Origin of the sequence: Aliivibrio sifiae (genome assembly GCF_002954715.1) — a bacterium.
GTDB classification, from domain to species: domain Bacteria; phylum Pseudomonadota; class Gammaproteobacteria; order Enterobacterales; family Vibrionaceae; genus Aliivibrio; species Aliivibrio sifiae.
In genome coordinates, this window is the sequence record NZ_MSCP01000002.1 from 243,271 (window position 1) to 265,040 (window position 21,770).

Annotated in this window: 16 protein-coding genes; 3 read left to right on the forward strand and 13 right to left on the reverse strand. The window is 38.5% G+C overall.

The window, feature by feature from the left end; all coding sequences use genetic code 11:
- Positions 1 to 26 precede the first annotated feature (26 nt).
- Both BTO23_RS12410 and BTO23_RS12415 read left to right on the forward strand, forming a co-directional pair.
- Positions 27 to 1,652: a methyl-accepting chemotaxis protein gene (locus BTO23_RS12410; RefSeq protein ID WP_060992054.1), complete on the forward strand. Its 1,626-nt coding sequence runs from the start codon at positions 27 to 29 to the stop codon at positions 1,650 to 1,652.
- A 538-nt stretch (positions 1,653 to 2,190) separates the two neighbouring features.
- The gene (locus BTO23_RS12415; protein WP_105063665.1) at positions 2,191 to 3,822 is read left to right on the forward strand and encodes a methyl-accepting chemotaxis protein; all 1,632 of its coding nucleotides are present in this window, start codon (positions 2,191 to 2,193) and stop codon (positions 3,820 to 3,822) included.
- 136 nt (positions 3,823 to 3,958) lie between these two features.
- Here BTO23_RS12415 and BTO23_RS12420 read toward each other — a convergent pair whose 3' ends face one another.
- The 13 genes from BTO23_RS12420 to BTO23_RS12480 all read right to left on the reverse strand — a co-directional run bounded on the left by BTO23_RS12420 (position 3,959) and on the right by BTO23_RS12480 (position 18,900).
- Positions 3,959 to 4,894 carry a LysR family transcriptional regulator gene (locus BTO23_RS12420; protein ID WP_105063666.1) on the reverse strand — a complete coding sequence of 312 codons (936 nt, stop codon included), beginning with the start codon at positions 4,892 to 4,894 and terminating at the stop codon, positions 3,959 to 3,961.
- Positions 4,895 to 4,957: 63 nt separating this feature from the next.
- Positions 4,958 to 6,796, reverse strand: a complete 1,839-nt coding sequence (locus BTO23_RS12425) for an alpha-glycosidase (protein WP_105063667.1) — start codon at positions 6,794 to 6,796, stop codon at positions 4,958 to 4,960.
- 89 nt (positions 6,797 to 6,885) lie between these two features.
- The gene (locus BTO23_RS12430; protein ID WP_105063668.1) at positions 6,886 to 8,859 is read right to left on the reverse strand and encodes an amylo-alpha-1,6-glucosidase; all 1,974 of its coding nucleotides are present in this window, start codon (positions 8,857 to 8,859) and stop codon (positions 6,886 to 6,888) included.
- Positions 8,860 to 8,943: 84 nt separating this feature from the next.
- Positions 8,944 to 9,567, reverse strand: a complete 624-nt coding sequence (locus BTO23_RS12435; RefSeq protein ID WP_170066737.1) for a hypothetical protein — start codon at positions 9,565 to 9,567, stop codon at positions 8,944 to 8,946.
- 89 nt (positions 9,568 to 9,656) lie between these two features.
- Positions 9,657 to 10,793 (reverse strand): ABC transporter ATP-binding protein, encoded by a 1,137-nt coding sequence (locus BTO23_RS12440; protein ID WP_105063669.1) that lies wholly within the window; start codon positions 10,791 to 10,793, stop codon positions 9,657 to 9,659.
- On the reverse strand, positions 10,793 to 11,707 hold the full coding sequence (locus BTO23_RS12445) for a sugar ABC transporter permease (protein ID WP_061003489.1): 915 nt from the start codon (positions 11,705 to 11,707) through the stop codon (positions 10,793 to 10,795). The genes BTO23_RS12440 and BTO23_RS12445 overlap by 1 nt, the downstream gene beginning before the upstream one ends.
- Entirely contained in the window at positions 11,707 to 13,005 is a 1,299-nt protein-coding gene (locus BTO23_RS12450) for an ABC transporter permease subunit (protein ID WP_061003491.1), read from the reverse strand. Before BTO23_RS12450 ends, BTO23_RS12445 begins: the two co-directional genes overlap by 1 nt.
- Positions 13,006 to 13,116: 111 nt before the next feature.
- A complete protein-coding gene (locus BTO23_RS12455) occupies positions 13,117 to 14,250 on the reverse strand; it encodes a sugar ABC transporter substrate-binding protein (protein WP_061003494.1) in 1,134 nt (377 codons plus the stop codon).
- A 490-nt stretch (positions 14,251 to 14,740) separates the two neighbouring features.
- Positions 14,741 to 15,634 carry an NAD(P)-dependent oxidoreductase gene (locus tag BTO23_RS12460; RefSeq protein ID WP_281260286.1) on the reverse strand — a complete coding sequence of 298 codons (894 nt, stop codon included), beginning with the start codon at positions 15,632 to 15,634 and terminating at the stop codon, positions 14,741 to 14,743.
- Between the two features lie 141 nt (positions 15,635 to 15,775).
- Positions 15,776 to 16,300 (reverse strand): DUF3087 domain-containing protein, encoded by a 525-nt coding sequence (locus tag BTO23_RS12465; protein ID WP_105063671.1) that lies wholly within the window; start codon positions 16,298 to 16,300, stop codon positions 15,776 to 15,778.
- Positions 16,301 to 16,423: 123 nt separating this feature from the next.
- On the reverse strand, positions 16,424 to 17,800 hold the full coding sequence (locus BTO23_RS12470) for an FUSC family protein (RefSeq protein WP_105063672.1): 1,377 nt from the start codon (positions 17,798 to 17,800) through the stop codon (positions 16,424 to 16,426).
- A 12-nt stretch (positions 17,801 to 17,812) separates the two neighbouring features.
- On the reverse strand, positions 17,813 to 18,676 hold the full coding sequence (locus tag BTO23_RS12475) for an HlyD family secretion protein (RefSeq protein WP_105063673.1): 864 nt from the start codon (positions 18,674 to 18,676) through the stop codon (positions 17,813 to 17,815).
- Between the two features lie 11 nt (positions 18,677 to 18,687).
- Positions 18,688 to 18,900 carry a DUF1656 domain-containing protein gene (locus BTO23_RS12480; protein WP_061012076.1) on the reverse strand — a complete coding sequence of 71 codons (213 nt, stop codon included), beginning with the start codon at positions 18,898 to 18,900 and terminating at the stop codon, positions 18,688 to 18,690.
- Between the two features lie 357 nt (positions 18,901 to 19,257).
- Between BTO23_RS12480 and BTO23_RS12485 the strand changes: the two genes are divergently transcribed.
- Positions 19,258 to 21,654: a fatty acid cis/trans isomerase gene (locus tag BTO23_RS12485; protein ID WP_105063674.1), complete on the forward strand. Its 2,397-nt coding sequence runs from the start codon at positions 19,258 to 19,260 to the stop codon at positions 21,652 to 21,654.
- The last annotated feature ends 116 nt before the right edge of the window (positions 21,655 to 21,770 follow it).

The window sequence follows — 21,770 nt, forward strand, 5'->3', positions numbered from 1 at the left end:
TTAATAATTAGTTAAAGGTGTAAAGCATGAGTTACAAAAATTTAGCAGTAAGAAAGAAAATTGCCGTTGTTTTTTCTGGCATTGGATTAGTGATGATCGCGTTTGGCTTTTTCTTATTGCAAGAATTAAACAAAGTAGAAGCAGAGGTGATTAACTTTACTGACTCTACTGTACCAAGTGTGTTATCTGTTGAAGACGTATATTTTGAGATGAATGCTTATCGTCGAAATCAATATGCGGCTTTAACCTATCAAGAAAAAGATCTTCCTGGTTTATTGTCTATTTTGTCTTCACAAAAAAATGATATCAAAGTTGATCTTGCAAAGTACGAAGCGACAGTAGCAAGTGCTGATGAGCGTCGTGTATTTGATCGTGTTAATAATGGTTGGAAAGAATACTTACGTCTTTTAAATGGTTTTACTCAAAAAATTAGTGATGGTGAGAGATCTTTAGCTCAAGCTGAGTTAGTTGATTCATTCCGTCAATTTGAAGAAGTTGGTGCTGCAATGGATAAATTAGTTGAAGCGAACCTAGGATTTGTAGCAGACAATCGAACTTCAATTATGGGCAGTGTAAATAACGTAACAATGGCAACTAAAGTGTCATTTACTGCTTTAATCGCATTCATGATTTTCATTACTTTCTTCTTAGCACGCCAAATTTGTCGTCCTCTAAATTTAGTGGTTGAACAGTCTAAAGCGATTGCTGCTGGTGATTTAACTTTCCGTCTTCAACGTGAAGAGATTGGTAATGATGAGCTAGGTGAATTAGCTGATACTAATATTGAAATGCAAAACCAATTACGTGAGCTTATTGAAGATACTATTTCAGCGGTAACTCAGTTATCAGCAGCAGTAGAAGAAATGAGTGCGATTTCAGAGCAATCTGCGCGTGGTATGCAACAGCAACAATCTGACATTACAACGGTAGCCGCTGCAATGGAAGAAATGAAAGCAACGGTAGCAGAAGTTGCTAACAATACTGAAATGGCCTCTGCGTCGGCTCTAGAAGCGTCTGAAGAAGCAAAACAAGGCAACCAAGACGTTCAATCTAACATTGAACAAATTCAAGTGGTTTCTCGTGATATCGAACAAGCAGGTGAATTGGTTGAAGAGTTAGAGCGTGAATCTAACAACATCAGTGTTGTGGTTGAAGTTATTCGTGGTATTGCTGATCAAACAAACTTATTAGCATTGAATGCAGCAATTGAAGCGGCACGTGCTGGTGAGCAGGGTCGTGGTTTTGCCGTGGTTGCGGATGAAGTTCGTTCTCTTGCGGGCCGTACTCAATCATCAACGACAGAAATTGTTGAAATTATCGAGAAACTTCAAGCAAGTGCGACACATGCAAAAGCAGCAACCGATCAAAGTTGTTCTAAAATCCGTATCTGTGTAGAGCAAAGTGTTCAAACGGGTAATTCAATCCAAATGATTGAAGAAACGATGATGAAGGTAACAGATACAAGTATTCAAATTGCGAGTGCATGTAGCCAACAAGACTCAGTAACAGAAGAACTTGGTCGTAATATTCAGAGCATGAGTTTATCTGCAAGTGAAGTGGCATTAGGGGCTGATCAAACAGCACAATCTAGTGTTGAGCTAGCGCAATTAGCGACAACGCTACAAACGTCTTTATCACGCTTTAAAGTGTAATAAAAACGGCGTTAAACCAGTATTGGTATAACTAAGAAAGGAGATCATTAGATCTCCTTTTTTTGTATCGAAAGTAAATTATTTAGAATGAGTATCACGCTTGATTTTTAAGTGTAATGACATTTTGATGATATTTAGTGGTCAAACATCATTATTTGAAGAAAAAATTAAAATTTATTTTACTGAGTTATCGTCTTATTAATGATCTATTGGCGGTATTATTTTGACTGTTGAGCTAACTAGAAAGTAAATTGTGATGCTTTTCAAAATAAAATGAGTAATTAATTAACCTAATAAATCACAGCTTACTCATTTTATCACATCTTTAATTTAGCAATGGTTTGCTATCTCTATTTTAATCACAATGCATTGTTTGTATTTACATTTTGGCTGGTTATAAAATTATGTGACTTTTATAGGTTTTTATTTTATTTTCTCGTCGATTTGTCGTTATAAGGCAAAAAGAGTTAAGCAAATTTCTCTATAAAATAACACTCATGGATGAGTTATTAAGAACTATCTAAAGGTTGTCAAAGACATGAGTTATAAAAATTTAGCAGTGCGTAACAAAATTGCCGTTGTATTTTCAGCAATTGCTTTAGTGATGATAGCGTTTGCTATTTTCCTATTACAAGAATTAAATAAAGTAGAATCGGAAGTTATTAATTTTACTGATTCTACTGTACCAAGTGTGATCTCGGTAGAGAATTTATACTTTGAAATGTCAGTGTTACGTCGTAGTCAATACGCATCGTTAACATATCCTGAATATGATGATAGTTTAAAAGCATTATTTGGTCGTCAAGAAAAGACGAAACAAGAAATTCAAATAATGCTTGATCGCTATAATGCGACAGTAGGCAGCGGTGATGAACGTCGAGTTTTCGATAATGTATTGAATTCTTGGAATAATTACTCAAATATTCTTTCAGGTTTTAATCAATCAGTAAAAGAACGAGATTTACGTAAAGCCCAACAAGTTTTATCTGGCTCATTAGATGCTTTTAATTCTGTTGGTTCAGCAATGGATGCATTGATTGATATTAATCTGGGGTTTGTTGCTAATAACCGCATTAGAATTATGGGAAGTGTTGATAGTGTAACGACAGCAACGAAAGTATCATTTACTGCTTTAATTGCATTCATGATTTTCATTACTTTCTTCTTAGCACGCCAAATCTGTCGTCCTTTAAATTTAGTGGTTGAGCAGTCTAAAGCGATTGCCGCTGGTGATTTAACTTTCCGTCTTGCGCGTAATGACATTGGTAATGATGAGCTAGGTGAATTAGCTGATACCAATATTGAAATGCAAGATCAGTTACGTGTTCTTATTGAAGATACGATTTCAGCGGTAACTCAACTGTCTGCAGCTGTAGAAGAAATGAGTGCGATTTCAGAGCAATCTGCACGTGGTATGCAACAGCAACAATCTGATATTACAACGGTAGCTGCTGCAATGGAAGAAATGAAAGCAACCGTAGCAGAAGTGGCAAATAATACAGAAACCGCCTCTACGTCTGCTCTAGAAGCCTCAGAAGAAGCAAAACAAGGCAACCAAGACGTTCAGTCGAACATTGAACAGATTCAAGTGGTTTCTCGTGATATTGAACAAGCTGGAGAGTTGGTTGAAGAGTTAGAGCGTGAATCAAACAACATCAGTGTTGTGGTTGAGGTTATCCGTGGTATTGCTGATCAAACAAATTTATTAGCCTTAAACGCAGCGATTGAAGCAGCACGTGCTGGTGAGCAAGGTCGTGGTTTTGCTGTGGTTGCGGATGAAGTTCGTTCTCTTGCGGGTCGTACTCAATCTTCAACTAGCGAAATCGTTGAGATCATTGAGAAACTGCAAGCAAGTGCAGCACATGCTAAAAATGCAACGGATCAAAGCTGTTCAAAAATTCGTATTTGTGTAGAGCAAAGTGTTCAAACGGGTCAATCAATCCAAATGATTGAAGAAACCATGATGAAAGTAGCCGATACAGGGATTCAAATTGCGAGTGCGTGTAGCCAGCAAGATTCAGTAACAGAAGAACTTGGCCGTAATATTCAAAGCATGAGTTTATCAGCAAGTGAAGTCGCATTAGGTGCAGAGCAAACAGCACAATCAAGTGTTGAGCTAGCGCAGTTAGCGACGACGCTACAAACGTCGTTATCACGCTTTAAAGTATAATTTGACGAGCCATTGAATTGCGCTAGTTTGTACTAGAAACTAGAAACTAGAAACTAGAAACTAGAAACTAGAAACTAGAAACTAGAAAGGAGATCATATGATCTCCTTTTTTATATGTTAAGGATGAAGAGTAAAATTAAAACACACCATTGATTAGAGGATTATTTTTAATTAATTCTTTGAATTGTTCTAATAGTTCAATGCTTTGTTTATTTTGTAATTTATCTTTATGTAGATATGCGCCAATCGTTGCTTTACTAAAACACTCTTTCATCTGTAAAGGTACGAGATCAAACCCAGCAAAATAATCTCTCATTGTAATTGGATAAGGCAAAATAGCATCACTGTTTTGTAATAAATCAATTGCAGTCAACAGTGAGTTGGTATTATAGATAACCTTTTCTTGTAAATAGTGACGCTTTTGAAATGAGTTTAACTCTTCATTTTGTTTTTGAACTAAATGTGAATATCGTTTTTTTGATGCGCCTAAATCAACGGAAGGGAAACGAGCAATATCTTCATTACTGCAGTTAATTTCAAGTAAAGGATGCCCCTTTCTTACATAGACTTCTTCACTGCATCGAAAAAGAGGATGGAATAATATGTCTTCATATTGTGCTAGGCCGAGTATTTCATGACCGACAAAAATGGTGATTTCATCACTGAGTAATAAGTTCATTAATTGCAGATGATTACCAACATCAACCGAGATATTACTGTGGGGGTAAGTGTCTCTGAATTCTTGTACGCAATCACGAATAAATAAATGCCACCACGCATCACCGCACCCAATTTTGAGTTCGGTCTGGTGTCTGAGTTTGTTCTTTTCTAATTTATTGAGCGTATTTTCATACAGGTTTTGCATCATTTTCGCTTGCTCATAAAGTAACTCACCACTGGAGGTTAGGGTGATCCCTTTTGAGTTACGATTAAACAATTTGCTACCCAGCTTCTCTTCTAACTTCTGCATATTGTGGCTCAATGTCGGTTGACTTAAACAGAGGTTATTCGCGGCTTGGGTGACGTTTTGAGTTTTAGCTACTTGAATGAATTGAATCATTAATTTAAACATAATAGCTCTTTGCTTGAATAAGAAAGAGCTATTTTATGTGGCTTACTATTTGATATCTAGTGATTACTTCTCGTTTTGATACATGGCGAAGCTAAAGGGTGCCAATGTTAACGTTTCTTCTAATTTGCAAGCAGTATTGTTATAAATATCAGTGACATTACGATTCGATAATACATCAGGTAGAGTAATATCAACCGTGTTGGCGCTGTTATTCATAACCACGGTAATGCACTCGTCTTTTAAGACTTTTTGATAGATAAGGCATTGCTTTTCATCATCACTCATTAACCAGTTAATGTGATGAGCTCGTAGAGCTGGGTGTTGTTTGCGTAATTTGATGATCTGCATAATGTGATGTTTCATGTTCATATCATGCTTAGTTTCATTCCAAATCATGCATTTACGATTTAATGGGTCAGGCCCGCCATCTAAACCAATTTCACTGCCATAATAGATACAAGGTGTACCGCTATGAGTAAATTGGAATAAATAGGCCAGTTTTACTTTGTCTTTATTACCAGAACAACGATGAAGAATACGAGCCGTATCATGGCTATCTAATAATGAAAACGCCACTTCATTGACTGCAATAGGGTAGCTAGTATTTACATCATTTATTGCATATTTGAACTGATTAACACTTAGATTTCCGTTAGCAAAAAATCCAATCATTGCATCGGACAATGGGTAGTTCATCACGGCATCAAATTGGTCGCCAGCAAGCCAATTCATTGAGTCATGCCACGCTTCACCCAAAATATAGATCTCAGGTTTGATTGCTTTTAACTCATCACGGAAGCGTCGCCAGAAGCGTTGATCAACTTCGTTGGCGACATCTAAACGCCACGCATCGATATTGAAATTACGCACCCAGTAGCGACCGACTTCAAGTAAATATTCGATTACTTCTGGATTCTCAGTATTTAGCTTTGGCATGTTTTGCGCAAAAGCAAAGGCGCGATAGTTGAGATATTCTTTACTGTGTTGATCTTTTTTAGACTCGTCTATGAGTGGGAATTGTTCAACATAGAACCAACCAATATATTTTGAATCTTTGCCGTTTTTGATGACATCTTGCCATTGAAGAGAATCGGCACCAATATGATTGAATACGGCATCTAACATGACTTTCATGCCACGTTTGTGGGCTTCTTCAATTAGCGTTCTTACCGTGTCGTCGTTACCAAAGGCAGGGTCAACGTTTAAATAATCAACAGTATCGTATTTATGATTCGTTTTGCCTTGAGTGATTGGGGTGAAATATAAACCAGTAATACCAAGATCTTGCAGGTAATCCAGATGGTCAATGACGCCTTGTAAATCACCACCAAAGAAGCTGTTGGTTTTTGGCTCTTCAGAGCTCCAAGGAAGTGCATTACTCGGTGAGATTGAGGGATCACCATTGGCAAAACGCTCAGGGAATATTTGATACCAAATTGTCTCTTTTACCCAATGTGGTGGGGTAAATACATCGATAGGGTTCATGTATGGGAAGCAGTAAAAATTAAGTAATTGGCTTAATACTGGATCTGCATCATCGGTGATGGTGAAAATTTGTTTTTCAGTAACGAGCAGTTTTTCGCTCTCTTCACCTTCAAGAATAAAAGCATAACGAGCACGGAAAAAACGGGGTTGTGCTTCGCAGAACCAGTAATCAAACAATTCTGTTTCACACTCTTTTTCCATAGCAAAGTTTTCGCCGCCACTCCAACCCATTGCATCTTCTGCATTTAGGTTGCCGCCACCGCCACCGAATGTCCAATCGTATGGATCACCAATTCGTAATGTGGCGCTATTGACTTCGCCTTTTGCTGTGCGAATACGTAAATGAAGTGTTTCTTTATCATAAGTATAAGAATAACTTGAGTGAGATCTATGATAAATCGCTGCTTTTGTAATCATGATTAATACCGTTTAATGAAAGTACCAACCCGAATAACTATCTGACGTAATAGCCACTCAGGTTGGTATAATTATTTAAATATGAAATTCTATTTTTGGTGTATTTCTTCGTAATATTTCACGACGCGTAATACTTCACTGACGCTCCACGCTTGGGCGAAACAACCACGAGATTGACTTGGTGCGTAACCATCATAGATTTCAGCCAATTGACCAATACAGCCTTCGTATAGGCCATCTTGGTTATGCTCAATAAACTGCTCCACAATACGAACTAAGTCTTTATCTTGTGGGAATTGACGTAAGATCCCCATTAAAAATTGACCAATCATAAAGCCCCAAACGGTGCCTTGGTGGTAGGCCATGTCTCGGTCAAAATGCGAGCCTGTACACACGGCTTTAAATTCAGGATCACTCATTGCAAGCGAGCGTAAACCCAATGGTGAATATAGCTCTTTATAAATGGTAAGAATGACCGAACGTGCTCTTTCTTGACTTAATATTGGGAAAGGAAGGCCAACGGCATAAGCTTGATTTGGGCGAATTTGTTGGTTTACTTCACCTTCTTTAATCCAATCATTTAAATAACCAGTTTTGTTGTAAAACTCATCGTTAAAGGTGGTTTTTACTTGCTCTACCAGTGCAGGTAATTCTGGCATTGGTTTGTTCAGTTTTTGATTAAAGAAATCAAGAATAGATAATGCATTAAACCAAAGGGCGTTAATTTCTACTGCACAACCGTGCCTTGGTGTTGGTACGATATCGCCGTAACGAATGTCCATCCAAGTCAGCTGATCAAAACCGCTGCCGCCGCTGATCAAGCCGTTATCAAGCATTTTAATTTCAAAGTCAGTACCGTTACGGTAATGCTGATAAATGTTAGTCATGCACTCGTATGCTTCATCACGGATAAATTCTAGATCGCCGCTGGCTTGGTAATATTCATATAAGCTAACAATGAAGAGTAGCGAGGCATCAATGGTGTTATACATTGGCTCCACCCCAGCTTCAGGGAAAAGATTAGGAAGTACACCACGGCGTTCGTAACGGATAAAAGTACGGAAGATCTGTCTTGCGTCTTCAAATTGATTGGTTGATAAATTACAGCCCCATAATGCAATCATGGTGTCACGGCCCCAATCGGCAAAGAATGGGTAGCCCGCAATGATGGATTTTGATTCTGTTGAGTCACGATCTACCACAAACTGCTCACTGGCACGAACTAGTTGCTGTCCAAAAATACTGTGTAGTTTCGAGTGTTCAATGTAGGTTTGTTGGCGTTCAATTTCAGCGTTGATCATGTCATCGACAGATTGCATCTCTAGAGAAATGGCGCGTTTTTCTTCTGCTTCAAAAATAATATAAAACTGTTCACTTGTTTCTGTACCAACAAAAACCATAGTGTGAAGTGCCATTTGTGCATCTGTCGCAGGGCGACCATCGCGAGCATCATAAGAGAAGTAAAGACCTGACTCATAGCGAGGGGTCTCTAATGCTGAATCAGCACCATTGTGGCGATAGGTGAGAGCTTGACCGTTACTGCTGATTTTACCTTCTTGATGCGTAAATTCTTGCTGTCTTGATAGGTTCTGTCCTTTTGCACAGAAGTGGTATTTTGGTGTTACATTCAACGTAAATGCTTGTTTCAACGGATTGAATATCTGATATTTAACCGCAAGGCGGTTTACCCCTTGGGCCATCACAATCGTTTTGGTGATTTCAATACCACGGATACGATAAGTAAATTCTGGAAGATGAGTTTGAGTGAAATTATCAAACAGCAGTGTTGAGTCCACAGTATCATACGGATTTACATTGGCTTGCGAAGAGAGTGGGTGAGCTTCGCCACTCGGTAACGTAATACGGTCATCTAAATGACGAATAAAATTAAAGCGATTGTTTGGTGCAACAAGGCTTGCCATAAACAACGCATGATCATTTCGACTGCAAGAGCCAGCAAGGGTAAGAGAAGAATAACCGCCTAATCCATTCGTTAGTAGGTAGTTCGATTCTTCAAGGCGATCCATATCGCGAAAATTTGCTTTAGAAAGAGAGATTTTCATGTGAACCTTACAATTAAATATCAAATGTTATCCCGTGTTTATTTTATTCACGCATAGGTGATAAGTTAACGAGGGAGTTTATAGTTAGCTTTTAATTTCGTTATAAACGAGTAACAGTTTTTGCACTTCACCTTGGGTATACGCGAGATCTTGGCTCTCTTCGTATCCCCAAAGTGATGTAATTTGAACGTTATCTTTGGTCGGTGTTACTTTGAATGCCGCAATGCGTTCTTGCTCATTATCAGAAATGAAAAACAGATAAGGCTGAGGTTGCGTAAGTAGGGCGTTGTATTGAGAAGGCGTGGTATATACGGCATTCACGGCTTTTACGTTTTGAGTGCCATAAAAGCGCTGGGCTTCAGCTAATACAGGTAATGCCATTTCTTGCAGTTGTTCATAACTGCTTTCTACATGAAACGAGCCACAATCACTTGGGATCTGATCACGCAGTGCTTTGTATTGGGTATTAATGGTTTCTAGCGGCAGCGTTAAATAGTCATTTTCAAACTGTTGTGCTGAGGCAAATAACTCATCATTATTCACACATTGTTTAAAATTTTGCTGCTGCTCAGTAAAGGTTGAGTAGTCAAACGATGGCTTAGGAAGACTGCTGTAAGCAATGATAAAACCGGTAATGAAAATAACGACAGCGACTGCAATATGAAGCATATAGTCGTGAATGCGTTGAAGTTGGCCGCGAAAATTCAAAATGTGACTCCTTTTTACGGTGTGAGTATGTTCTATAAAGCATGATTTATTGCCCTCAATGACGAGAGGGCAATAAAAGTGGTTGTGTTCTATTTCTTAAATTCAGCAGATTTGATTGAATACTTTATGGATTCTTCCGTCTCAGTATCAAAGAAATGCAGCTTGGTATTGTCGAGAACTAAGGTGATTTTTTCATCAATCTCAACATCTGGTTCGCCAGTGCCTAATGTGCCCACAAACATGTTCATTGGAGCTGCATTAAAGAACACGTTAATAGCATCGCCCAAGTATTCGCTGTTAAGTGCGGTGACTTCAAAACAGCAATCAGGGAATGCATCGCGGTATTTTTTGCCAGAACGAATGGCACTAGAGCGAGCACCTAACGTGACAGATTTTCCGTTGTAGCCTGCATCGTTTAGGATCTGTTGGTCACTTTCATTTAAGGTAATAGTGAAGGAGTGACACATGAATTGGCCGCCTTCGTAGGTTCCTTCAATAAGGTTCATTGATGGCATACCCATGAAAGTCGCTACAAAACAGTTTTTAGGATTAGTAAATAACTCTTTTGGAGACCCAATTTGCTGAACTTCACCCATCGACATTAATACGATGCGATCCGCCATGGTCATTGCTTCAACTTGATCATGGGTTACGTAAATAGTGATTGCGCCCTTAGCTCTGTGCATGCGAGAAATTTCAGTACGTGTAGTAGTACGTAATTTCGCATCCAAGTTACTTAATGGCTCATCCATTAGATACAATTTAGGCGTACGAACCATGGCACGGCCTAAAGCCACACGTTGACGCTGTCCACCTGACAACTCTTTTGGTTTGCGCTCTAGGTACTCTTTTAAAAATAAATCGTCAGAAATATTATCAACCGAGTTTTTGATCTCATCACTTGGGTAATTACGTAATTTTAAGCCGTAACCAATGTTGTCACGTACCGACATGTGTGGGTACAGGGCGTAGCTTTGGAATACCATCGCAATATCACGATCTTTTGAGCTAACATCGTTTACCACTTCACCATCGATGATGAATTCGCCATCAGTAATGTCTTCTAAGCCTGCAATCATGCGTAGTGTGGTGGATTTACCACAGCCCGATGGGCCTACAAGAACAATGAATTCCCCTTCTTCAATATCGAGATTGAAATCACGTACCGAGCAGGTATCAGAATTTGGGTATTTTTTATTGATGTTTCTTAATGAAATTTTGCTCATTAGCCTTTTACTCCACCAGACGTTAAACCGCCCACGATATAATCTTGAAATTTATAGAAAACGATAACAGGCGGAATTGCTGCTAAGACCGCGCCTGCTGCGAATACGTTGTAGCTTGATTCTTTAATATTATTGATAAGACCCATAAGGCCAACCGCCAGTGTTTTTGCTTCTGAATCCATACTTGCAATCAGGAACTTAGGCATGATGATGTCGCCAATTGGACCTAAGAAACAGAAGATAGCGATAACCATGATCATTGGTTTGACTAGCGGCAACAGTATTTCTTTGAAGATCTGCATTTGAGTTGCACCATCAATTTTTGCTGATTCATCTAATGCGCGAGGAATCGAATCGTAGTAGCCCTTCATTAAAATCGTATTCATTGTGATGCCACCTGTGGTGTAGATGAGGATCATAAAGATATACGTATAAAGTGTGGCGTTGGCCGAGCTGTAAATACCGATAGAGTTCGCAATCGCATACAGAGCAATTAAGCCACTTCCTGATGGGATAATTTGAATGATCAGTAATGACATTAATGCACTCTTACGTGATTGGTAGCGATAACGAGAGTAAACAAATCCCGAAATTGTCACGATAAACGTAGAGAGGATCATGGTGATTATCGACACTAAGAAGGTATTTCGATACCAGCTTAAATAAGGCGTATCATTAAAAAGTTGAACAAAGTTCTCCGTTAAACTGAAATTTTCAGGGAAGAACGACGTAGAGTACAGTGAGTTACTGACGTTAAACGCACTCATTAATGTCACTAATATCGGGTATAGAATGATCACTGCCATCGAGATCAAAAACGCATAACAAAAAGCCACACCCATGTTCTTAGTGATGACATGACGATTAAAACGTTTCGCTTTGATTTGGCGTGCTAAAGGGATTGCTTTGTCCATTACATCACCTCCTCATTTTTAAAGGCACCCGCTTTCAACCATGAATACAAGACCACGGCACCAACAACAGTACTGGTGATTAAGGTATATACCGCCGCTTCGTTGTATTTAGCATCCATCATTAAGCGGAAACCAAGAGATGAAATCGTATCGAGTGGTTTGTAGATTGAGCCCACCGTTTGAACTGTTGCTTCACCTAACATGTAAACGATGGTGACGTTATTAAAATTGAAGGTAAATTGAGTAATAAATACCGGAGCAACACTTATTAATATCAAGGGTAGAGTGATGTCGAAGAAGTTGGTCCATGCATTACCACCATCGATGGCACTCGCTTCATATAAGTCATCGGGGATAGTTTGTAATACGCCTGTCACTAAGATAAATACGTAAGGGAAGCCTAACCATGCTTGAATTAAGATGATGGTGATTTTGGCGTAATCTGCGTTTAGGAAGAATCCAATGGCAGTGCTTACATCGTACTCGTTACCTGTGAAAAATGGGATAACCATAGTGTTCATTCCACCAATCTTTGAGAAGAAAAGTTGGAAAACAAGAATAGTTAAAAAAGCAGGAACTGCCCAAGGTAAAATATACACAGTACGGAAGAATTTTTTCCCTCTGATGTGTTTATTATTAGCGACAACGGCAAGAACTGTACCTAGAACAATCGTCAGGGCAGAAGCACAGAAAGTCCAAGTTAATGTCCAAGATAAGGTTTCTTGGAATGCAGCAGCAGTACGTTCGTTAGTAAATAAACGCTCAAAGTTGGTGAAGCCTTTCCACTCAATAAGAAACGCTGGTGGTAAAACAGGGCGTTTGAAGTTAGTAAAGGCCACGACAATGGAAACGATCGCAGGCAGTAGAGCAAACACAAACAGCAATATGAATTTAGGTGCGGTAATTAGATTAGGTACGATTTCGTGTGATAATCCACGTACTTTTTCAGTAAAGGTAATCGCAAAACCAGACTCATCTATTTGTCGTTTTACGTCTTTTGCATCGCGAGCAAAAGCGTAATGCAATGCGAAAAAGACTAAGATCATCATTGCGCCAACGGTTGAACCTACCATGATAAGGAAAGAATCATCGACAAAGCGTTCTGCGCCAATAGTGATTTTTCCATTAGGTTGTTCGACAGCTAAAAGACGGAAGTTAGGAAGGGTGAATTGAATAAAAACCAATATCTCTAAAGCCAATATAGAGAACCCAAATAAAGCCTCTCGCATTCGACGTAGTGCAAGGTGTCCACTACCAGGAATCAGCATAGAGAGCCAGAATACAAACTGTTGACTCATGTAAATAACCTACTTATTTATTAGTGTTGTGTAGATATGTCATGTCTTTGTATTACACGATGTCGAATATTCTCGACATCGTGCAGATAGATTGAAATCGAAGGAAGGAAATTACATGTCTTCGATATCAATTTCGATAGTATCAACGGCTGCATCTAGTACCGCTTTTACATCTTGACCTTGTGCAATTTGAGCAAGACCCGTTTTCATTGGTCCCCACACTTTCATGAACTCTGGAATGCTTGGCATAGGTTGGCCGATGTTTGTCGCATCAAAGATAGCTTTGTGTAGAGAGCCTTCTTTGTAATTAACAGATAAGCTAGGTGAAACTTCACGAGTGTCTGTATACCATTTGTTTGCATTTTCAGGCGTTGCTAGGAATTTAATAAACTCGCGTGCACCTTCTTGATTATCACTGTAACCATTTACGGTCATCCCTTTTGTGCCTGTTAGGGCTTTATATGGATGACTGCCATCCCAACTTGGAATTGGTGCAGCACCAACGTTGATACCTGCTTTTTCAATATCAGCAATAGCCCATGGGCCGTTGATAATTGCTTTTAGCTTACCTTCCATGAAGTATTTCATCATGATGTCATAAGCAACGGTGTCATCTTGCATTAGAGTCCAATGGCTCACACCACTCTTATATAACCCTTGAGCCGCTAAACCTGCTTTGATTGCGTCTGGTGTATTTAAACCAATGTCTTGTGGGTTATTGTCTTTGAAAATGTAGCCGCCATTAGACATAAATAGACCGCCAGTGAAGTAGAAATCAGTAAACTTTGCAGCCCACTCTGATGGTGGAATTTCTTTCAGTGTTTTTGGTGCTTCTTTTATCATGTCTTTGTTGTATAGAAATAAGGTTGTATCTGTAGACATTGGAAGCATGTAGGTTTGACCGTTATAGGTTGATGCGTTGGTTGCTGCATCGGTATAACCGTTAACAGTGAAATTGGTTGGGGCAATTAAATGTTGATCCGCTAATTCACCAATTCGGTCATTTGGGATCATGAAAATATCAGCAATATTGCCTTTTTGAGTTGGCAGTGCAGCTAGTAAATCAAACATACTTGTTGCAGTTACTTCTACTTTAAAGTCTTTGCCTTGGTTGAACTGTTCAGCCAGTTCGGTGAAGTAAGGTACGTAGCTTTTTTCTACACCGATAACAATGTTTTCTGCTGCCATTGCGGTATTGCTTAATAGTAGGGCGGCTGAAACGGCAAGCGATATTTTCTTAATCATTTTATTGCTCCTGAAAAGGGATAGAGTTTTAAACCGATAAAATCACGTTGGTATAATTTAATGGTATCAACAGCTTATATTTAGTATTAAGCGGTCTCTCTAGAGTGCTTCCTGCGATACATGTTGACCTGTTTATAAGGCTAACTTCATTGAGATAATCATAGGACTTTGGAGGTAGGTGGTGAAATGCAATTTATAAAGGCGAGCCATAGAAAAAATGCATATCACATAGATAAATGTTATCTACCGCAACGATATCCAAGGTATTCATGGTCTTTGATAAGTTAAAAATGTGAAGGCAATAACGGTCTGTAGGACGAGAGAGAAGAAAAGGAAAAAATGAGTAGGGTAAACAAAAGTAATCTTAGATCACAAGTTTAGGTAAGCTCATGACAAGAGGAGAAAAACGAGGGAGATTGAGTGGTGAGTTTACAATAAAAAAGGGTGACAATTATCTTCACCCTTTACGTTAATATGGTTTTTTTGTGGGTTACACTTTTGCTTTAATTGCCTTGATAAGCACTGACGTATCCATTCGACCTAAACCTTGTTCTTGTAGGTTTTTGTATTCCTGATCGACTTCTTCTGTCAGTGGTAATTTAATACCATTTGCTTTTGCTTCATCTAAACAAATACCTAAATCTTTTCTCATCCAATCAATGGCAAAGCCGAAATCGAATTTATCTTGTGCCATGGTACTTGCGCGGTTTTCCATCTGCCATGAACCCGCCGCACCATGTTTGAGCGTATCAACCACAAGATCAATATCTAGATTGGCTTTTTCAGCAAGGATAAGCGCTTCACTTAGGCCTTTTAACACACCAGCGATACAGATTTGGTTTGCCATTTTACAGCGTTGGCCTTGGCCATTTTCACCAAGAAGAGTAATCGCTTTAGCAAAACTTTGAATTACAGGTTTAGCGATATTAAACGCCTCTTTATTACCGCCGCACATTACGGTTAATACTCCGTTTTCAGCACCGGCTTGACCACCAGAAACCGGCGCATCAATAAATAGGTTTCCTTGTACTTCACATGCTTTTGTAAGTTCAAGAGCTAACGTTGCTGATGTGGTGGTGTTATCGATTAAGATCGCGCCAGGCTTTAACCCTGCAAGAACGCCATCTTCACCATAAATAACACTACGAACATCGTCATCGTTACCGACGCAAACAAAAACGATATCAGAACCTTCAGAGGCTTCGCGAGGAGTTGGAGCCGATTGACCTTGGTATTCCGCGGCCCATTGTTTTGCTTTAGCTTCAGTACGGTTATAAACCGTTGTTGAGAAACCTGCACTTTGTAAATGACGAGCCATTGGGTAGCCCATTACGCCTAAACCAATGAAGCTAACGTTAGTGATTTCCATGTCATTCCTTATTATGTGGTTATGCCAATCTGGATAAGTATTAGGAATTAAAACACAGCTTGTAACAATTTGACATAGGTCAAGATTGAGATTTTTATAATATCTCTATGAAATCAATTCATATCCGATAAACGTTCTATCGAGTAAATTTTATTATTAATACTTATCAAGTAAATCACTACTAAAATCATCAAGATCAAGCGTAAGGTTCATTTCTGTGGCTTGTTCATACACTTCATTTAAGCTTTTCTGAACGGCAGTAATGGTAAGCGTGTTGTTATCTAAGGTGAACACTTGTTGTTGAGTGGTGTAATAAAAAGCGAGGATCAGCAGAGAATCGTGATCATTTCTTGCTGCTTTTTCTTTAATCTTTGCTAGCTTACGATAGATGCGATTATGAATTTGCTTTAGCTGCCATACGTACATGATTTCATCAAAATATGGGTTACTTTTAACCTTGTTCATGACAACAGCACTTACTATTACCGCTAAGATAACGCCAAAAACATTGAGATGAAAGTTGCCAGTAGAGCCTGATTCAGTAATACCTTCAGATCCAAATAGAGCAATAAGAATTGAGCCGAATGCAAGGGCTAACACCGCAAGACACCCAACAAAACCCACCATGACCAAGTTGGTTTTTTTACGGTAGGTATCTTTATCGATATGTAATTTTTTCATTAGATTAGACCATATTTGCTATCATTTTTTAGATATAGACAGTGTACTTCTTTTTATTACATGAGCATAAACTCTCCACCATAATGATTGTGTTGGTCACATTTGTTTCATGCTTAATGGTGTTTAGTGAGGTAAACCGTAGCTGACTCTAGGGTTAAATAAAGAAGCAAACAGCTTGGCGATCATTAACACTAACAGTAAATACACCATCATCATTAATGGAATACTAATATTGTAACTTGGTGTCAAATTTAATGCTCCAGATGTAAATGTGAGTAACAGGTTTACGGAAAGTACTCGGAAAATAACCATCCTTGGAGACTTGAATAGCATCCATATTGCAAATACATTGATTAAATAAAAACTGGCAAGCTGCCATATTTCAGTAAACGAAGGCAGGATGAATACGAACTGCATAAGGTAGAAGCAACCAAATCCAATCGTGCCCCAAAATGCATCTTTTATGACACTTGGCGGCAATTGTGGAAGGTTGGCTGCCAATATTCCTGCAAGCATAGGGAAAATAAACCCGCCAGGTATTGGTAAATAAATCCAGAATAATATTGAAGCAATAAACATTGATACCCCTTGCGCCACTTTAAGCGAATCATCTTGTATGTGTTGCTTTAATGTGCGGTGATATGAACGCGGGTGGTGCGTCACACAATGTTTAGTCGACTCAAGTAAAGACAGTGGTAATAATGGCTGTGGTGGCTTAGTGGTACAAAACACCGATAAATTATGTTTAATGTATGGAAGGTATTTCATTAACTCGTCTGAATTAGCTTTGCTATTTTCTAATAGGTAAGCAATGATTTTTATTTCATAAAGACGCTCTAACCATTTTTTTTTATAAAAGAGTAATTCATAGCTGTCTTTATTTGGTAATAGTAAAAATTGATGCGGTTTATTTTCAGATTGACGAATATGTTTAATATCATCAGATGACAAGGTTCCGTCCTCGAATTTTTCTAACGCCAAGCTCAGTGTGTCACGTAATTTTATGTATTGTTGTATAAACACCGTTTGTGTTGTTATTGGCCATACTAGTTTATAAACAAGAGTGAACACCATAATGCCTAAAGCGGTTTCTTGAATTCGTAACACCATGTAATAAAAAGTATAATCGCTATTAAATCCTCCCATACAGCAGATAACAGTACACACCGTAAAGCCTTGAACAAAAATATAACCGAGCTTTTCATTGCTAGACATAAACAAACTTAGCCCAAGAAATAAAGTATAAAAAGCGATAAATAAAAAACGGTCTTGGGGAAAAACGGAAAGAAGAAATAGCGCATAACCAATGCCAAATATCGCCCCAAACACTCTATTTCGCCCTTTTTGTAATGAATGTGCGAACGTTTCATTAAGAGCCATTACCGCAACAGTCGTCGCAGCCCAATAAGACTTTTCTAATTGAAACCACATAGCAAGATACAAGGCAAGAGTCACAGCTAAAGCGGCTTTGATTGCTTCTTTTGTTGATGCGTTTAGCATGGTTACCTTCCTTTATTTCTTAATGATTTTGATAGAGGCGGTCATGCCAACACGAAGCTGAACACTTTTTGGTAATTGAGTTAATTTCACTTTAACTGGAATACGCTGAGCAAGACGAATCCATTGAAAGTTTGGATTTACGTTAGGAAGTAATTGGCTACCCGTTATTCCATCTGTTTTAGCAATGCCATAGCCAATGCTTTCAATTTGACCTTCAAGCACCTCATCAGTATTTGTAAGCAAAGTAATATAAGCAGTATCTTTAGGTTTTACGCCTTTTAGGTCGGTTTCTTTAAAGTAGCCTTCGATCCAAAAACTGTCTGCATCAATGAGTGCAACAACGGGTGTATTCGCGACAACTTGAGATCCTACTCGTAGATTGAGGTTAGTGATAAATCCATCAGTAGGTGCGTGGATTTTTGTGTATTCTAAATTGAGTTCGGCTTCTTCAACCATGGCGTGCATCATATTCAAATTGGCAGTCGCAGCCTTAACCGCATTATTTAAATTGTTCAGTGTTAGGACGGGTACCGCGCCATGAGTGCGTTTCTCAAGTGCTTTAGATCGTCTTTCTTGGTTAATCGCTTTATCAAGAGCGGCTTGAGCTTGATGCTGAGAAGCCATCGCTTTGTGATAAGCCACTTTGTAGAGTTGATCGTCAATTTCAAATAAAAGATCCCCTTTGTTTACTTTACTGTTATCAGACACGTGAACTTCGGTGATTTGTCCAGTCACTCTAGGAGTTATAGAAATAACATAAGCGCTGACACGACCATCTCGAGTCCATGGGTTTTGTGTATAAAGTTGATAAAAATGAGCAATAACAGAACTCGCACCAAGAACGAATAATAAAGTAATAAAATAACGTTTAAACACAACAAAACCCTTCAAAATATAGGAATAAATCGACTTATAGCACCAGTAAAAATGATGATTAAGCTGATCTCAGTAATCGCAGGGCAAGCGATATAACGATATACCCCAGTTTTCACAATGGCAGTGGTCACTAAGTTCGTGAGGCCATAAGCTAAAACAACGACTAACAATAATGGAGGGAAATAAATCTCCCCCCATACAATTTCATGCGGAATAGAATGCATAGTGGACCTCGGCGGTGATGCGACAACAAGTAGGTTATCTTAAGAGGATAAAAGTAAGTAATCGGTTATGTAGGATGTGATCCACCTATAGTGAATATTGGTAATTTAGAGCTGCGAGGGTGAAATAATACTTGTCTGTGAAGCCCTGAATTTTATCTGTTCTAAATGTTGTTTATGTAGGGTTAGATCCTGCAAAAGGGATTGGTTTACTGTTTGTTTTTCAATAATACTGCCTTATCTGCCTCCTAAATTTCTAGTGAGATAGAAAAAGGTAGACCTACCAAGGCGCAGCTCTAATTACGATTAGTGATTCGTTTTATCGACTACATTTAAAGTTTTAAAGGTTAATAATCAATAATGCATCAATATTCTTTCAAGATTTTTAGACGCGCAACAATAATCACTTTTGTCGTCATTTTTTCAGGTTGTGCTACTTATCTTGGTTTGAACTATGACTATTTATACGGGAAACAAGAACCACAGCCTCGCATAGTAGCAGCTACCGATGTACAAGCTGAACACTATACCAATGACATTAAGCCTATTATTGATAACCGATGTGTTGTTTGTCATGCTTGCTATGATGCACCTTGTCAGCTAAAGATGTCATCAGCTGAAGGCATCGATAGAGGGGCTAATAAAGATAAAGTATATGAAGGGACACGGTTATTAGCCGCAAAAACAACGCGTATGTTTATCGATGCTCAAACAACCGATGAATGGCGTAAGAAAGGCTTTACCCCAGTATTGAATGAACGATTGCAATCTCCTGAAGCCAATACACAAGCTGGGGTTATTGCCCGAATGCTTACCTTAAAGAAAAACCATCCTTTACCTAATGAACAAATCCTTGACGACTCGTGGGATTTTTCTATCGATCGAGATCAGCAGTGCCCAACGATTGAAGAAATGAGCACCTATGAAGATAAGTACCCTGAATGGGGAATGCCTTATGGTTTACCGCAAATATCAGACCGTGAAAATGATACTTTGATGCAATGGGTTTCTTCAGGAGCACCCATGACATCGGTCGCATCTCCTGCAAGCAATGAACTTGCCGAGGTGAACAAATGGGAAGCATTCTTAAACCTACCTTCATTAAAACAGCAGCTAACGAGTCGTTATATATTTGAACATTTGTTTGTGTCACATCTATATTTTGATACTGAAGATATACGTCAGCAAGGCACTCCGACTTTTTTTAAATTGGTAAGATCGAAAACAGCGCCCGGAGAGCCTATTGATATCATTGCAACACGTCGACCTTATGATGATCCAAAGGTCGATAGTTTTTATTACCGATTAGAACAAGTCCGTGAAACCATTGTAGATAAAACACATATGCCATACGCGCTCAGTGATGAAAAGCTTGATCGTATAAAATCATTATTTATTGAACCTGATTATACTGTTACAGCGTTACCAAGCTATGAGCCAACAGTGGCTGCAAATCCGTTGATGGCTTTTAATGAATTACCAGTAGAAGCACGTTATAAATTCATGCTTGATGACGCACAAAATACGATTATGGCATTTATAAAAGGCCCAGTATGTAGAGGGCAACTTGCTCTTGATGTCATTAACGATCACTTTTGGGTATTTTTTGTTGATCCAGATCTTCCTCATCTTTCTCAATCAAATGAATTTTATCGCTCACAGGCTAAGAACCTTACTCTTCCTGCTGAGAGGGAAAGTAATACGTTACGTCCGATTAGTAATTGGATTCATTATGCTAAACAACAAGGGCGCTTTCTTCGTAATAAGAACGCATTTATGGATGAACAGCTTGAAAATAATGAGCACTTAACAACTAAGCTGATTTGGGATGGTAATGGTAGCAATACGAATGCGAGCTTAACTATATTCCGTCATTTCGATAACGCATCTGTAGTTCAAGGCTTAATTGGCGAACAACCTAAAACGGCTTGGGTTGTCAGTTATTCATTATTAGAACGCATTCATTATTTACTTGTCGCTGGTTATGATGTTTATGGTAATTTTGGACATCAATTAATTACACGTATGTATATGGATCTTCTACGTATGGAAGGTGAATCAAATTTCTTAGCGCTTTTACCAACAAAAAACCGCGAGGAAGAATTTGCAGACTGGTATCAAGATGCAAATCTACATTTAGCTGAATATCTTGAAGGTGATGTAAATGAATTTGATAAGCCAACAGAGGTTATTTATAAGACAGACAACCCGAAAAAAGAATTATTACAAATGCTCAAGCAGCGTGTTGAAAAGGTAATGCCATCTCGTTATCTGCTTGAATCAAGTAAACTATCAAAAGAAAGTGAAAAGTATCTTCTAAAAATCAATCAGGTACATGGGGAGAGTGCATCTATTTTTCCTGAACTTACTTTTATTATGGTGGAACCTAAAGATCGTTCTCTAGATCCCCAGCTTTTTACTTTAGTAAGAAATAGTGCGCATAAAAACATATCTAGCTTGTTTGATGAGGAATCAAATCGGGTATATGAACGCGATACAATGACTCTGGTTAATGGCCTACTTGGTAGTTACCCTAACGCTTTTTGGCGAACAAAAGAAAGTGAACTTCCAGCCTTGGCTGAACAAGTATTAAAAGTGAAATCAGATGATGATTATAAAAGGTTATTAGATAACTATGGCGTTCGTAGAACAGATCCTGCGTTTTGGTCATTCAGTGATGCCTTGATAAAACAATACAAAAAGAATCACCCTATAAATGCGGGGGTATTAGATTATAATCGATTTCAAAATAGATAGGTTGGCTATTCTTAATAGTAAAATTTAATAGTTTGTTGGATACATGATAAGGCTCTTTGCTACTAAATTAGTTTAGTTTTGAGGAGCTCATACATATTATGACTTTCACTAGCTGT